The organism is Bacillus sp. JNUCC-21 (assembly GCF_041222765.1).
GTDB classification, from domain to species: domain Bacteria; phylum Bacillota; class Bacilli; order Bacillales; family Bacillaceae; genus Bacillus; species Bacillus velezensis.
This window is the reverse complement of record NZ_CP166019.1, coordinates 753,219-767,118: the sequence shown is the minus strand read 5'-3', so window position 1 is coordinate 767,118 and position 13,900 is coordinate 753,219. Positions and strand designations below refer to the sequence as shown.

Below are 13,900 nucleotides of genomic sequence, written 5' to 3'. Positions count from 1 at the left end.
GATTAGTGTATCACGCTTTTGTCAGATGATAAACGATCGATTCATACGGACGGAGCGTCAATCGTTCCGGCCGCCCTTCCCTCGGTTCATCATTCGTCAGCAGCACCGTAAACCGCCAGCCGTCCGTGTCTTTAAGCGGAACCGTAAAGTCCGCTTCTTTCCCGTAGAAGTTGTTGATGCACAGCAGTTTTTCATCCTTGCCGTGTCTGACGTACGCCAGAACCGCCGGATCGTCTTCAGCAAGCAGCTCAAACGTTCCTTCCGTCACGATGTCATATTCTTTTCTGAGCTTGATGAGCTTCTGATAATGATAGAAAATTGAATCCGGGTCCCGCAAAGCCGCTTCCGCGTTAACGTCCCGATAATCATCCGCCGCCGGAATCCAAGGCGTTCCCGTCGTGAAACCGCCGTGCGGCCCGCTGTTCCACTGAATGGGGGTTCTTGCATTGTCTCTTGATTTCTCTTTTAAAATGGCGATAATGTCTTTTTCGGGCACGCCTTCTTCCTTCATCTTTTTGTAAATGTTCAATGATTCGACATCGCGGTATGAGCCGATGTCATCGAACTTCGGATTGCCCATGCCGATCTCTTCACCTTGATAAATGTAAGGCGTGCCCTGCATCATATGAATGGCCGCCGCCAGCATTTTGGCTGATTTCGTCCGGTATACGCCGTCGTCTCCGTATCTGGATACGGCCCGCGGCTGGTCATGGTTGCACCAGAATAATGCGTTCCAGCCTCCGCCTTTTTGCATCTCCGTCTGCCAAAACGCTAAAATCCGTTTCAGCTTCAGAAAATCAAACGGAGCGAGCGCCCATTTTTCACCATTCGGATAATCCACTTTTAAATGATGAAAGTTAAAAGTCATATCGAGTTCTTTATTCTCAGGGTTTGTGTACCGGATGCAGTGGTCAGCCGTTGTCGAGGACATTTCACCGACCGTCATGCTGTCATATTTCGAAAACACTTCCCTGTTCATCTCATGGAGAAATTCGTGCACGCGCGGCCCGTCCGTATAATAAGGGCGCCCGTCACGCCCATCTTTGGCATCAGGAAACGATTGGTCTTTAGAAATGAGGTTGATCACATCCAGCCGGAAGCCGTCGATCCCTTTCCGGAACCAAAAATGCATCATGTCGTAAACCTGTTTTCTCATCTCTTCATTTTCCCAGTTCAAATCGGCCTGCGACACATCAAATAAATGCAGATAGTGCTTGCCTGACGCCTGGTCGAGCTCCCAAGCGGAACCGCCGAATTTTGAATCCCAGTTGTTCGGCGCCCGGCCGTCTTCCTTTCCGTCTTTCCAAATGTAAAAATCCCGATACGGACTGTCGGGTGACGAGACCGCTTTTTTGAACCATTGATGCTCGACTGATGTATGGTTTACGACAAGATCCATGACGACCTTGATTCCTCTTTTGTGCGCTTCATCGAGGAGGCGTTCAAAATCCTCCATCGTTCCGTATTCTTCATAAATGGTGCAGTAATCGCGAATGTCATAACCGTTGTCATTCTGCGGCGAATCGTAAATCGGCGTAAGCCAAATGACATCAATCAAAAGCTTCTGCAAATAATCAAGCTTCTCGATAATACCGTTCAGATCACCGATCCCGTTTCCCGTCGTATCATTAAAGCTCTTCGGATAAATTTGATATACCGCTGCCTTTTTCCACCATGGTGTGCTGTCTGTTTTCATTTTTCTTCACCGCCTGTAATGTTTTGTATTGAAAGGGAAAAGGGACAGCCTGATAGAAGGCGCCCCGCAGGTTTTTTATTTTTGCCGTTTCAGCCGCGCATACCCGTATGTTCCCGCAAACGGGAGAATCAGCACGATCAGCATTCCGATCGCAAACGGACCCCAGTACCGGCTCATAATGGAGAAGATCCCCGGCACGCCGCCGACTCCGACCGAGCTTGCGAGAACGCCTTTGACGGAGATGAACATCCCCGCGATTCCCGAGCTGATCATGGCGATCACAAACGGAAATTTGTAACGCAGATTCACGCCGAAAATCGCCGGTTCGGTAATGCCCAAATATGCGGAAATGCCGGCCGTCAGTGAAAGCCCCCGCTGTTTTTTATCTTTTGTAATCAACATCATGGCCAAAGCTGCCGACCCTTGAGCGATATTTGACAATGCGAGCATCGGCCATAAAAATGTGCCGCCGAGCTTTGATCCGATTAATTGAAGATCGACCGCGAGAAACGTATGGTGCATCCCCGTGATCACAAGCGCCGAATACAGCCCTCCGTACAGCAGGCCTCCGATGGCGGAGAATTGGCCGAAAACGGCAATCAATCCCGCCGTCAGCGCGTTACCGATCGCAAAGGTGATCGGACCGATGATGACAAAGGATAGAAAACCGATGACCAAAAGCGTCACCGGCGCGACGACCAACAGCTGAATGCCCTCCGGCGTCCGTTTCGTCAAAAAGAGCTCAAGCCTGGCAAGTAAATAAGACGCCAGCAGAATTGGGAGCACCTGACCTTGATACCCGACTTTCTGCACCTCAAGGCCGAACAGGTTCCACACCGGAATATCGCCGCTCTGCTCGGCGGCCCCGTAGCCCCATGCGTTTAACAGATCAGGATGCACCAGCATCAGCCCGAGCACGATACCCAAGAGCGGGCTTCCTCCGAACCGCTTCACTGCTGACCAGCCGATTAAAGCCGGCAGAAAAGCGAAGGCCGTCCCCGCGATCAGATTAATCATATTGGCGAGATCCGCCCATTGCGGATACACTTGGACAATCGATTTTTCGCTGTAGAAAATGCCTTCCGCCGTTAAGATGTTGTTCAGACCCATTAAAAGCCCGGCCGTGACGATCGCCGGCAAGATCGGAATAAAGATGTCCGCAAGCGTTTTCACAGCACGCTGTAAAGGATTCATTTTTTGCGCTGCCGCCTTCTTCACGTCATCCTTGGACGCTTCACCCATCCCCGTTTCCTTCACTAATTCCGCATATACTTTGTTGACCGTCCCCTGCCCGATCACGACTTGAAACTGCCCGTTTACCGCAAAAGATCCTTTGACAATGTCTATTGCATCAAGCATTTTTTGGTTTACTTTGGTTTCATCTATTAATGCAAACCGCAAACGCGTCACACAATGAGTCGCCGCCTCAATATTTTCGATTCCGCCGACAGCTTCAGCGATCTGCCGCGCAGCCCGGTTAAACTCACCCATGCCAACCCCTCCGTAACCGTTTTCATTTTGTCTTACAAACTTGTATATACATGTTTATGACTCTATTGTAATGATGTATATACATGTCGTCAATCTATTTTTATAGCGCTTTCATCACAAATATACTGCGAAAGACCCTGAAACAAAAAAAGCCCCGCCGGAACCGGGCCTTGACTTCTTGTTTTATCGGGAACATGTCCGGGCGGAATTCACAACAGGAGCACAAAAAGCATACAGTACTGTACAACTAAGTTAAAGAGGTGTGAAGAGATGCCATCCACTGTTATCAACCTGTACTATTTGAAGATTAACAGTATTTCTGGCAACGGATCTATTACGATTGGGGAAGCGGCATACAACAGTCCCACCACAAATAACAAATCACAAGGACTGAACTCTTCATTCGGCGATACGTCACCTATAGAATCGATGATGGAGAACTTGTTAAATGATCCTGATGTCAACGACCAGACAGCCATCGGAACCGCAGATACCGCAAATATTACGCCGGTGCCGCCCATTATAGATTAAAGGGGTTTTTATGAATGCCTTACCAAATTAACGTCGTCAATATAAAAGTAAACGGAGCAACGCAAAACGGAAACGTTGATATCGGTCAGACCGTACAAAACAGCCACACCGCCAACAGCAAATTTGTCGGCGCGAACTTTTCTTTAGGGGATTTTTCGCCGGCCGCCGGATGTTTGAATTCGGGCCATCTTGACCCTGACGTGAGCGATCAGGATCAGATCGCCAACCCGTCAATGCCGATCGCAAATCAAATATAGGGAGGTTCTGCCGAAGTGGATATCGAAAAAATGAGAAAGTGGCTTGAGATTACGAACGAGCACAAGCCCAGCGACTTTTGGACCAATGTCCTGAAACGGAAATCTCCCGAAGATTTTTTCTCCTTACAAAAAAACACCCTGACTTATGATATTTATCAGGATGAACAGCACACATTCGTCATTGTGGAAATGCCCGGCGTTTACGAAGAAGAATTGACATTGAGGCTGCTGTCAAGAACACGGCTGCATATCAGAGGAAACATCACACCCCTTTTTCCAAAGAACATGGGCGTCTGCCAAAACCGGTATTACGGGGAAATCGATGAGACGATTGAGCTTCCTGAACCGGCTGAGCCCCACCTGTTACAGGCGCAGTGCGTAAACGGCCTGCTCCACATTTCCTACCCGCGCCTTATGGAGCACATTCCTTTTCAGAAAAAAATCTAAAGAGCCGGCTTACGGGCGGCCCAGCCGTCTGTACACTTTCTCCTTATAATGAGAAGATGCGGGTTTTGAGAACATGGCTTTCTCCTCCGTCAGTTTGTCGAGTCTGACTTGTTTTTCCGTCCGTTTGTTCCGCAAGTGATCCCGCTCCTGTTCATTGCGGCACTTGGCGATCAAATAATCGAGCGTCATCAGCTCTTTCTTCAGCGCGCCCTCATCCTCGGCGATCCCGGCGTTTTTTAATATGCGGTAGCCCATTCTGAGCGACTCCGGAAGATGTGCGGCATCGTCTTTCGGCAGGGGCTTTCCCATTCCTTTGATGCCGGCGAACTCTCCGTCCTTAATGGCGCGCTTGATTTTATCTTCAGCCACGATATGGGCAATATCCATCACTGTTCACCTCTTTTTTCAATAGAACCGGGTATGATCATACGGAAACACAAATCCCAGTTTGTTCCATTTATATGTTTTAAAGCTGTCATTCAACAGATTAACCGCCGTTGCGACAGCGTTTTTCGCCCTTTTTCCGATGAGCCTTTTCCACCTTTTCTATTTGCTGGTTTCATGGTATATTGATTACGTTCGTTTTTTCTATCGTTCCGTTTAAACCGTGATCGGAAAAAAGGAGTGTAACAATGAAAACATTTATAAAAGAAAGAGGACTTGCCTTCTTCTTGATAGCGGTCGTGTTATTGTGGGTGAAAACATATGTCGCTTATATTTTAAACTTTAACCTCGGCATAGACAACACGATCCAGAAAATATTGCTTTTTGTGAATCCGCTGAGCTCCAGCTTGTTCTTTCTTGGATTTGGGCTTCTTTTCAAGAAAAAATTACAGCAGACAGCCATTATTGTGATTCATTTTTTATTGTCTTTTTTGCTTTTTGCAAACATCGTCTATTATAGATTCTTTAATGATTTCATTACCATCCCGGTCATGATGCAGGCAAAGACAAACGGCGGCCAGCTCGGAGACAGCGCGTTCTCGTTAATGAGATGGACAGACGCCTTCTACTTCCTGGATACCGTCATTTTGATTATTTTGGCCCTTAAGATGAGAAAATCGGCTGAAAAACCGGCGAAGAAATCATTCAGAATCGTTTTGGCTTCCGCCGTGCTTATGTTCCTGATCAACCTCGCCGTCGCGGAATCCGACCGTCCTGAGCTTTTGACACGCTCATTTGACCGAAACTATCTGGTGAAATACTTGGGCACGTACAACTTTACGATTTACGATGCCGTGCAGAATGTGAAATCAAACAGCCAGCGCGCGCTTGCCGATTCAAGCGATGTAACGGATGTGGAAAACTATATGAAGGCCAACTATGACGTGCCGAATAACGTCTACTTCGGAAAAGCCGAAGGAAAAAACGTCATCTACGTCTCATTAGAGTCTCTGCAATCCTTTATCATTGACTATAAAATTAACGGCAAGGAAGTGACGCCGTTTTTAAATAAGCTGGCGCACGATAATCAAACATTCTACTTTGATAACTTTTTCCACCAAACGGGACAAGGTAAAACATCTGATGCGGAATTTATGATGGAGAACTCTCTGTACCCGCTTTCGCAAGGTTCGGTTTTCGTCAATAAAGCGCAAAACACGCTGCAGTCCGTTCCTGCGATCTTAAAAGGCAAAAAGTACACGTCTGCCGCTTTCCACGGAAATACGCAGACTTTCTGGAACCGTAACGAAATGTACAAAGCGGAAGGCATCGATAAGTTTTTCGATTCCGCTTATTATGACATGAGCGAAGAAAACACGAAAAACTACGGCATGAAAGACAAACCGTATTTCAAAGAATCCATGCCGCTCTTAAAGAGCCTGCCGCAGCCGTTCTATACGAAGTTCATTACGCTGTCAAACCACTTCCCGTTCGGAATGGATAAAGAAGACACGGACTTCCCGGCGGGAGACTTTGGCGATTCAGTCGTCAATAACTACTTCCAGTCCGCGAACTATTTGGATGAATCAATTGAACAGTTCTTTCATGACCTGAAAAAAGACGGCCTGTACGATAAGTCGATTATCGTGATGTACGGAGACCACTACGGCATCTCCGAAAACCATAATAAAGCGATGGCGAAAGTGCTCGGCAAAGATGAGATCACTGAATACGACAATGCCCAGCTTCAGCGGGTGCCGCTCTTTATCCACGCTCCCGGCGTGAAAGGCGGCCGCAATCACAAATTTGCCGGTGAAGTCGATGTCGCGCCGACCGTTCTTCATCTGCTCGGCGTCGATACGAAAGATTATCTCATGTCAGGTTCAGATATCTTATCGAAAGAGCACAGAGAAGTCATTCCGTTCCGTAACGGAGACTTCATCTCACCGAACTATACGAAAGTGTCCGGCAAGTATTACGATACGAAAACCGGAAGACTTTTAGATGATTCAGAAGTCGACAAAAAAGAAGACTCTCTCGTCAAGACTGAGCTTGAAATGTCTGATAAGATCATCAACGGCGATCTGCTTCGTTTCTATCAGCCGAAAGGCTTTAAGAAAGTGGACCCTTCACAATTCGATTATACGAAGCGTGAAGATTCCTCAGCAGATGATCAAAAAGAATAAACAAAAGCCAGATCATATCAATGATCTGGCTTTTTTATGTTCAGCTCCCGGCGGCCATAGAGCGCTTTTGCAGGCTGTCGGAAAGAACTGAATAAGCGACGACTTTCTTTTTCTGCTGTTTGACGACATCTACATGATCTTCGTAGCTGTATACAAACACCGTCACATCTTTTTTTCCTTTTCTCGTCTTAATGACAAGCGGATCAGCTCCGTTTTGCGGATGAAGATAACGCTCTTCATCCCCTGGGTATATATAATGCCGTTCGATAAACACGGCTTCGTTAAAATCATCAATCACCCGGCGTTTGTCTTCGCCTTCCAGACGTTTTCCGCCGAGGGAAACGGCAGCGGACGCGTCACTGAGCTTTGAATGGGTTTCAAACTTGCGGAGGATCCATTCCACCGCTCCGGTAGGAAGGCATGTCAGCACAATCTTAATCAGGCTTATGACAACAATTGAAACAACTGCAATCCATGTCACCTTACATCATCTCCATACTTGTTCTACATGAATCTTAACATAGAAGAAAACGTTGTTTTTTGTACATTATGTGAAACTTGATATATGTTCAAAAAAAATCCGGATCACATAGGTGATCCGGATTTATCAAGTCTGCTTCTGATCGTCAAGGCGGACGGCTTCTCTCAGCTCTTCCGCGACAAATTCGACGTTCGGCCCGATAATGACCTGTGCCGTTTTATTCCCCGTTTTGATAACCCCTTTTGCTCCCGCTTTTTTAAGCGCCGCCTCATTAATGAGAGACGTATCCTGCACGGTCAGCCTGAGGCGGGTCGCACAGTGATCAATCGTTTCGAGGTTTTGCCTGCCGCCGAGCCCCTTGAGCATGGCATGTTCTTCGACGGAACCGGCCGTATCTTCACTAAGCACTTCTTCCTCTTCCTCATCATCTTCCCGTCCCGGCGTTTTCAAGTTTAACGTTTTGATGAGCATATAGAAGACGACAAAATAGATCACTGCATAACAAAGCCCGACAACGAGCAGCAAAAGCGGTTTTTCGGCAATGCCGTAGCTGAGGAGATAATCGATCGCCCCCGCCGAGAATGAAAAACCTGACCTGATTCCGAGAACATTCACGATAAATAAAGAGAACCCGGTTAATATAGCATGAACCCCGTATAAAAGCGGTGATAAAAACATAAATGCAAATTCAATCGGCTCTGTAATTCCGGTAATAAATGCCGTCAGCGCGAGACCGATCATCATCCCGGCCGTCGCTTTGCGCTTGCTTGGCTTAGCCGCGGCAATCATTGCCAGACATGCGGCAGGAAGCCCGAACATCATAATCGGGAAGAATCCCGTCATATAAGTTCCCGCCGTCGGATCCTTCGCAAAGAAGCGGGCCAGATCTCCCGTTTTTCCGTGAAAATCGCCAAACTGGAACCAAAAAATATTATTCAGCACATGATGAAGGCCGAATGGAATCAAAAGCCGGTTAAAAATCCCGTAAATCCCGGCGCCGATTCCGCCAAGCCCGATCATCCATTCCCCGAAAGACGTAATCACCGACTGAATCGGCGGCCACACAAATCCGAAGATCCCCGCCAAAATAATGGTAATCAGCGCCGTTACAATCGGAACGAGCCTGCGCCCGCTGAAAAACCCGAGATATTCGGGCAGCTTCGTATCCTTAAAGCGATTATACGTGTATCCCGCAATTAACCCCGCGATAATCCCTCCGAAAACGGCCATATTATTTGTCGAATTGATTGATTTTACAGCCGCGTCCAGCATGATATAAGAAATTGCTCCCGACAGAGCGGCGGCCCCGTTGCTGTCTTTCGAAATCCCGATCGCAATTCCGATCGCGAAAATCAGCGGCAGATGATCAAATACCGCGGTCCCCGCCGCGTAAATGAACGGAATATTTAATAAGTCCTCTCTGCCGATGGCCAAAATAATACCAACGGCGGGCAGAACGGCAATCGGAAGCATAAATGATTTTCCGAGTTTTTGCAAAAATTGAAGCATTTTACCCATCCCCCTTCTTTTTTCTTAAATATACCACATAAGTTATCTAGTGATCTATACCAATTTTCCTTCATTTATTCACATAAGGCTTGTTGGTTTTCTATTTATAAACCAGTTGTGGTAAGCTTGAATCAGATGATTAAAAATAGAAAGCGGGAATGACAATGATTGTAACGAACGATCAAGAATTAGAAGGCCTTAAAAAAATCGGCAGAATCGTCGCGCTGGCGCGTGAAGAAATGAAGAAAAAAGCCGAGCCCGGCATGAGCACGAAAGATCTTGACCTGATCGGAAAAGCGGTGCTTGACGAGCACGGAGCCGCTTCCGCTCCGGAGAAGGAATACGATTTCCCGGGCGTGACATGCATCAGCGTAAATGACGAAGTCGCTCACGGCATTCCGAGCGCCTCTAAAATCTTAAAAGCCGGAGATCTTGTAAATATCGATATTTCGGCGGAGTTCGGCGGTTTTTATTCCGATACGGGAATTTCATTTGTGCTCGGAGAAGGCGATGAACGTCTGCAAAAGCTTTGTAACTGCGCAGCATCCGCATTTCAGAAAGGATTGGATCAGGCAAAAGCCGGCAAACGCCAAAACCAGATCGGCAGAGCCGTCTACCATGAAGCCCGCTCCAACGGATTTACCGTCATTAAAACGCTGACGGGCCACGGGATCGGCAGAAACCTCCACGAAGCGCCGAACCACATCATGAATTACTACGATCCGTTTGATAACGCGCTGTTTAAAAACGGAACCGTGATCGCGCTTGAGCCGTTTATTTCCACGAAAGCGGAAACGATTGTTGAAGCGGGAGACGGCTGGACGTTTAAAACGCCGGATAAAAGCCTTGTCGCCCAAGTGGAACACACCATCGTGATCACAAAAGATAAACCGATTATTTTAACTGCATTGTAATGTTTCATCTCCCTTCCAAACAGGTATACAACAACTAACCCGAAGGAGGGAGACGCATGAAAAAAGATAAAGAAAAAATCAAAATCGAAAACGAAATACACGCCATGCACGGCGTAACGAAACAGCAAATTTTAGAGGATTTCGAGGAATTTAAGGCGTACCTTCATCAGAAAATTTCCGCCGGAAAAAAACTGGGTCTGGATGACAGCAAAATTATCAAAAGCGCCGCCATCCTCGGGGACTATCTCGCCAAACACGAGGAGCCCCGCAATGCGGAAGAAAAACTCTTACAAGAACTGTGGGACATTGCGGATGACAATGAAAAACAGCATTTGGCCCAGCTTCTCGTCAAACTTGCCGGACACTGATACAGTGCCCGGCTTTTTTATGCTCCGTTATAAGAGTTGTGCTACACTGGACATATGTCTGTGAAAGGAGCCATTTTTCAACATGTGGTTTATTATCTTCGGGTTTATTTTCTTTATTGAAAGCATCATTCTCACCGTTTACGGAGTGAAGAAAAAGAAGGGGATGCTGATTTATTTCGGCGTCGTTTTCGGAATCATGACACTCGGAACGGTGCTGTTAAAATTAACCGGCCATTAAGCATGAAAAGACCGCCCTTTACATATATATGTAAGAAAGCTTTACATCTCTGAATCGAAAGTCTCAGTTTTTGCATTATCCCTTTTCAGCGTCTTTTTATAGATGTTACAATGCCAAAAGTTTGGCAAAAGCTGAAGAAACCTCCCCAGCGGGAGAACGGAGAAAGGAGTTTTCTGACATGCATTATGGCAGTAAAGGCTGGTATGTAGAAGAGTTAAAGAAAAAAGGAATTACCCACTATGAAGGAAGAAAGCTTCAAAGCTTCAAAAAGTACTTCCTTGCCAATCTGCTGGAAACAAAAAAACAAGCATAACGTAAATCAGCCGTGCTGTCAGTGCAGCACGGCTTTTTTTCTATACATTAGTGAGCCTGTCTCTTTTTTTAAGGAAGGACTCCCTCCAGCTTTCTGACAGCGCTTCTTCCCGCAGTATTTCTTCAATCGCTGACAGATTGCCGGAATCACGATATTTCACTTCATTCGCATACCAGACGGAAATGCTTTCTTTTCCTCTCGACAGACGCTTGAGGACGGGACGCGGATCGACATATCCTTCTTCAAGCACCCTGAAATAAAAGCCGGTAAATCCCGTCTGCTGTACACGGAGCACCATATCTTTGATGCCATATTTGAGCGCGAGTTTGACGCAGGGCTGGCGCGGCTGGCTTACTTGAACGACGGCTTCCCCCAGCTGAAAGACGTCTCCGATCCACACGTCTTGTTCGGCCAGTCCTTTGACCGTTACATTCTCCCCGAACGCGGCGGCGGGAAGTTTTCTCGCGAGCGTTGTTTCCCAATATGAATAATGCTCGGCGGGATACACGCACACCGCTTTATCGGGGCCTCCGTGATGCTTCAAGTCGGCTTGCCCGTCCCCGTCAAAATGGGTTTTATACAGCATGACGGGAGAATCTGCGGGCCGCTTTATGATGCCGGAATTGATTTGTCTGCCGGCAAATTCATGAATTGCGGGCTTTCCGAGATTGATAGATAAGACAGAATAGTCTTGCGTCACCTCGTTCACATCCTTTGCGAAATCTCATATCTTTCCTTTATCATAGTAAGAAAAAGGTGGTTTTTCCATGCTTCAATATCATATGATTGCAGACGGCCGGGTTCAGGGCGTAGGTTTTCGCTACTTCGTCCAGATGGAAGCCGACAGACATAAGGTAGCCGGCTGGGTAAAAAACCGTGATGACGGCCGGGTGGAAATCCTTGCCGAAGGTCCTGAAGAGTCGTTAAAACAATTTGCCGAAGCAGTCAGAAAAGGCAGCCCCTTCTCAAATGTCACCGGCATAACCATCGAAGAATCACACCGTCTGAAAGGGTACCGCACTTTTACCATCAGTTACTGATAAGGCTTGTCCTGATAATAATAATTCGGCTTCACAATCGTATTGTCATATGATTTATGGAAAATGTGGGTGGAAGCCGGCGAGATCGGCGGAATCAGCCAGGTCCAGTCGCCCGTCAGCTTTCTTCCCGCGTCTTGTTCCTGTTCTTCAAAGCGTTTAAATTGATTCGCCGCCGTATGGTGATCGACAATGCTGACACCGTGTTTTTTGTATGAATAGAGCACTGCCTTATTCAGTTCCACCAGCACCTGATCCTTCCACAGGTCGGTATTCAGGCTGGCGGAAATCCCCATGACCGCAGCGGCTTTTTTGAGCATATCATACCGTTTTTCGTCAGCAAGGTTCCTTGCGCCGATTTCGGTTCCCATATACCATCCGTTAAAAGGCGCCGCGTTGTACGACAGCCCGCCGATTTCAAGCCTCATATCGGCGATAATCGGAACCCCGTACCACCTGAGATTTAAATCGGCAAACTCTTCAATATCCGGATGGGTGATCGGCACTTCTTTCACGAGCGTCTGAGGCAGGTCATACCAGACCGGCTGCCCGTCCCCTTTCATCCGGAAAAGCAGCGGCAGAATATCAAAATCGGTCCGCTTCCCGCGCCAGCCGAGTTTTTCGCAGACAGCCGTCAGCTCATATGATGCCGGATCACCGACTCTTCCTTTTTCAGTCTCATATCCCGCATAGCGGATGAGCTGGTGATTCCAGATTTCCACTTGTTTCTCCCCGTTCTTCTCAGGAGGGAAAATCGTAATCGTCGGTTTAATTTTTCCGCCGTTCGTGGCGATTTCAATATGTTCAAATAATGCGTCACGCACCTCTTCTTTCGTGTTCACATTGCGCCGGTCAATGACGTTCAGCGATTGCCAGAACAGACGCCCGATACAGCGGTTGCTGTTGCGCCACGCCATTTTCGCCCCGTGTTCAAGCTCTTCCGCCGTATGGACGTAACTTCCCGTCCGATCTATCTCATCTTTTATCGCGTGCAGACGCGCGTTGATTTGCGATTCCATTCCGAGTTCCTGATAGCAGACATCAATAAAATCCTTCGCCTCATCCCAAAGTATTTCCGTATGTTTCAAAAAACTCTCTCCTTCAATTTACATCTGTTTCCCATTGTATCGTTTTTAGGAGTGAACACAATGGTTTTTTTGTATCATACTGGAAACTGCAAAGAAAAAACACCTGTGATGTTCGCAGGTGTTTTACAAAACGGAATGCAGTTTTTCAGCCAGTGTAAGCAAATCCTCACGGTAGTTTTTTCCCGTCATCGGAATTCCGTGACCCGTCAAAAGCGCTTCCGGCTCCAGTTCGGCCAGTTTCTGAACGGATGCGGCCGCCGTCTGCGTATCCGCTGTAAAATAAGCGGGCGGCCCATGAAGCTCTTGCTTTTGAATGACAACGTCCGCAAGCGATTCCTGTTCAACAGTGATCACGGCATCACCGGCAAGCAGAACGCGGTCTTTATCCCGGAATAATGAAATATGGCCGGGTGTGTGACCGGGCGTATGCACCCATTTCCATTCTTCAAGAAACGGAACGGTACCGTCTGAAGGCAGTGCCTGAACGGACGGAATGCGGATCGAATGGCGCGGAAACAGCGGTGACAGCTTTGCGACAAGCCCTTTTTTCGCATCGGGCCTGGCAGGCGGATAATCCGCTTTCCCCGTGACGTACGGGAGCTCCTTTTCATGAATGTAAACCGGCACATCCCAAAGCTCAAGCAGCTCTTCAATCGCACCGACATGATCAAAATGACCGTGTGTCAAAATGACCGCCTTCAGCTGATACCCCTCTTTGAACCGGCGTTTCATTTCTTCTGTTATCATCTCCGCCGATTGAGGCATTCCCGCGTCAACCAGAATGATTTCCCGCGGAGCTGAGGGATTTTCGATAAAGTAAACATTCGCAATCTGCACGGTCAGTCCGTAAACGCCGTCCGCCGCTTTAAAACCGGCTCCGCTTCTCACTGAAAAAAGCGGCATAAACGGATCACTCATCATGGCACCTCCTCTGATGCCTTTAGTGTGCGACGAACCGGG

Annotated in this window: 17 protein-coding genes; 9 read left to right on the top strand and 8 right to left on the bottom strand. The window is 47.6% G+C overall.

The genetic code is table 11. The annotated features are described in order from the left end of the window. Positions 1–10: 10 nt before the first annotated feature. Both treC and treP read right to left on the bottom strand, forming a co-directional pair. Positions 11–1,696 carry an alpha,alpha-phosphotrehalase gene (gene treC / locus JNUCC21_RS03950; protein WP_369878578.1) on the bottom strand — a complete coding sequence of 562 codons (1,686 nt, stop codon included), beginning with the start codon at positions 1,694–1,696 and terminating at the stop codon, positions 11–13. Positions 1,697–1,771: 75 nt separating this feature from the next. After that, positions 1,772–3,187: a PTS system trehalose-specific EIIBC component gene (treP, locus tag JNUCC21_RS03945; RefSeq protein WP_369878577.1), complete on the bottom strand. Its 1,416-nt coding sequence runs from the start codon at positions 3,185–3,187 to the stop codon at positions 1,772–1,774. Between the two features lie 270 nt (positions 3,188–3,457). On the opposite strand from treP, the gene JNUCC21_RS03940 reads away from it, so the two are divergent. Genes JNUCC21_RS03940 through JNUCC21_RS03930 form a run of 3 tightly spaced genes read left to right on the top strand, consistent with a single transcriptional unit; the run spans position 3,458 to position 4,422 of the window. Next, positions 3,458–3,718: a spore germination protein gene (locus JNUCC21_RS03940; RefSeq protein WP_007408496.1), complete on the top strand. Its 261-nt coding sequence runs from the start codon at positions 3,458–3,460 to the stop codon at positions 3,716–3,718. Between the two features lie 14 nt (positions 3,719–3,732). Next, on the top strand, positions 3,733–3,975 hold the full coding sequence (locus JNUCC21_RS03935) for a spore germination protein (RefSeq protein WP_003155595.1): 243 nt from the start codon (positions 3,733–3,735) through the stop codon (positions 3,973–3,975). Between the two features lie 15 nt (positions 3,976–3,990). Further along, entirely contained in the window at positions 3,991–4,422 is a 432-nt protein-coding gene (locus JNUCC21_RS03930; protein WP_003155596.1) for an Hsp20/alpha crystallin family protein, read from the top strand. Positions 4,423–4,431: 9 nt separating this feature from the next. Here the strand turns inward: JNUCC21_RS03930 and JNUCC21_RS03925 are convergent, their stop codons facing one another. Further along, the gene (locus JNUCC21_RS03925) at positions 4,432–4,809 is read right to left on the bottom strand and encodes a DUF1992 domain-containing protein (protein WP_007610033.1); all 378 of its coding nucleotides are present in this window, start codon (positions 4,807–4,809) and stop codon (positions 4,432–4,434) included. 245 nt (positions 4,810–5,054) lie between these two features. Between JNUCC21_RS03925 and JNUCC21_RS03920 the strand changes: the two genes are divergently transcribed. Continuing rightward, the gene (locus tag JNUCC21_RS03920; RefSeq protein ID WP_369878576.1) at positions 5,055–6,992 is read left to right on the top strand and encodes an LTA synthase family protein; all 1,938 of its coding nucleotides are present in this window, start codon (positions 5,055–5,057) and stop codon (positions 6,990–6,992) included. A 40-nt stretch (positions 6,993–7,032) separates the two neighbouring features. Here JNUCC21_RS03920 and JNUCC21_RS03915 read toward each other — a convergent pair whose 3' ends face one another. Both JNUCC21_RS03915 and nagE read right to left on the bottom strand, forming a co-directional pair. Continuing rightward, positions 7,033–7,473, bottom strand: a complete 441-nt coding sequence (locus JNUCC21_RS03915) for a YfmQ family protein (RefSeq protein WP_369878575.1) — start codon at positions 7,471–7,473, stop codon at positions 7,033–7,035. A 126-nt stretch (positions 7,474–7,599) separates the two neighbouring features. Continuing rightward, positions 7,600–8,982, bottom strand: coding sequence for an N-acetylglucosamine-specific PTS transporter subunit IIBC (gene nagE / locus JNUCC21_RS03910; protein ID WP_012117066.1), 1,383 nt, complete (start codon positions 8,980–8,982; stop codon positions 7,600–7,602). Between the two features lie 164 nt (positions 8,983–9,146). On the opposite strand from nagE, the gene map reads away from it, so the two are divergent. The 4 genes from map (at position 9,147) to JNUCC21_RS03890 (ending at position 10,815) form a co-directional block, all read left to right on the top strand. After that, positions 9,147–9,896 (top strand): type I methionyl aminopeptidase, encoded by a 750-nt coding sequence (gene map, locus JNUCC21_RS03905; protein ID WP_007408490.1) that lies wholly within the window; start codon positions 9,147–9,149, stop codon positions 9,894–9,896. Between the two features lie 56 nt (positions 9,897–9,952). Next, entirely contained in the window at positions 9,953–10,264 is a 312-nt protein-coding gene (locus JNUCC21_RS03900; protein WP_003155607.1) for a DUF3243 domain-containing protein, read from the top strand. Positions 10,265–10,346: 82 nt separating this feature from the next. Continuing rightward, positions 10,347–10,502: a hypothetical protein gene (locus JNUCC21_RS03895; RefSeq protein WP_003155608.1), complete on the top strand. Its 156-nt coding sequence runs from the start codon at positions 10,347–10,349 to the stop codon at positions 10,500–10,502. Between the two features lie 178 nt (positions 10,503–10,680). Further along, positions 10,681–10,815, top strand: coding sequence for a YflJ family protein (locus tag JNUCC21_RS03890; protein ID WP_003155609.1), 135 nt, complete (start codon positions 10,681–10,683; stop codon positions 10,813–10,815). 40 nt (positions 10,816–10,855) lie between these two features. On the opposite strand, the gene JNUCC21_RS03885 is transcribed toward JNUCC21_RS03890, so the two are convergent. Then, complete coding sequence (locus tag JNUCC21_RS03885; protein ID WP_015239385.1) at positions 10,856–11,515, bottom strand: MOSC domain-containing protein; 660 nt, start codon at positions 11,513–11,515, stop codon at positions 10,856–10,858. A gap of 67 nt (positions 11,516–11,582) precedes the next feature. Here JNUCC21_RS03885 and JNUCC21_RS03880 point away from each other — a divergent pair, with 67 nt between their 5' ends. After that, positions 11,583–11,855: an acylphosphatase gene (locus JNUCC21_RS03880; RefSeq protein ID WP_025284412.1), complete on the top strand. Its 273-nt coding sequence runs from the start codon at positions 11,583–11,585 to the stop codon at positions 11,853–11,855. On the opposite strand, the gene nosA is transcribed toward JNUCC21_RS03880, so the two are convergent. Together nosA and JNUCC21_RS03870 are read right to left on the bottom strand one after the other, a co-directional pair. Next, entirely contained in the window at positions 11,849–12,940 is a 1,092-nt protein-coding gene (gene nosA, locus JNUCC21_RS03875; RefSeq protein WP_369878574.1) for a nitric oxide synthase, read from the bottom strand. The two genes, JNUCC21_RS03880 and nosA, sit on opposite strands and share 7 nt — an antisense overlap. Before the next feature lie 123 nt (positions 12,941–13,063). After that, entirely contained in the window at positions 13,064–13,858 is a 795-nt protein-coding gene (locus JNUCC21_RS03870) for an MBL fold metallo-hydrolase (RefSeq protein WP_039062768.1), read from the bottom strand. Between the last annotated feature and the right edge of the window lie 42 nt (positions 13,859–13,900).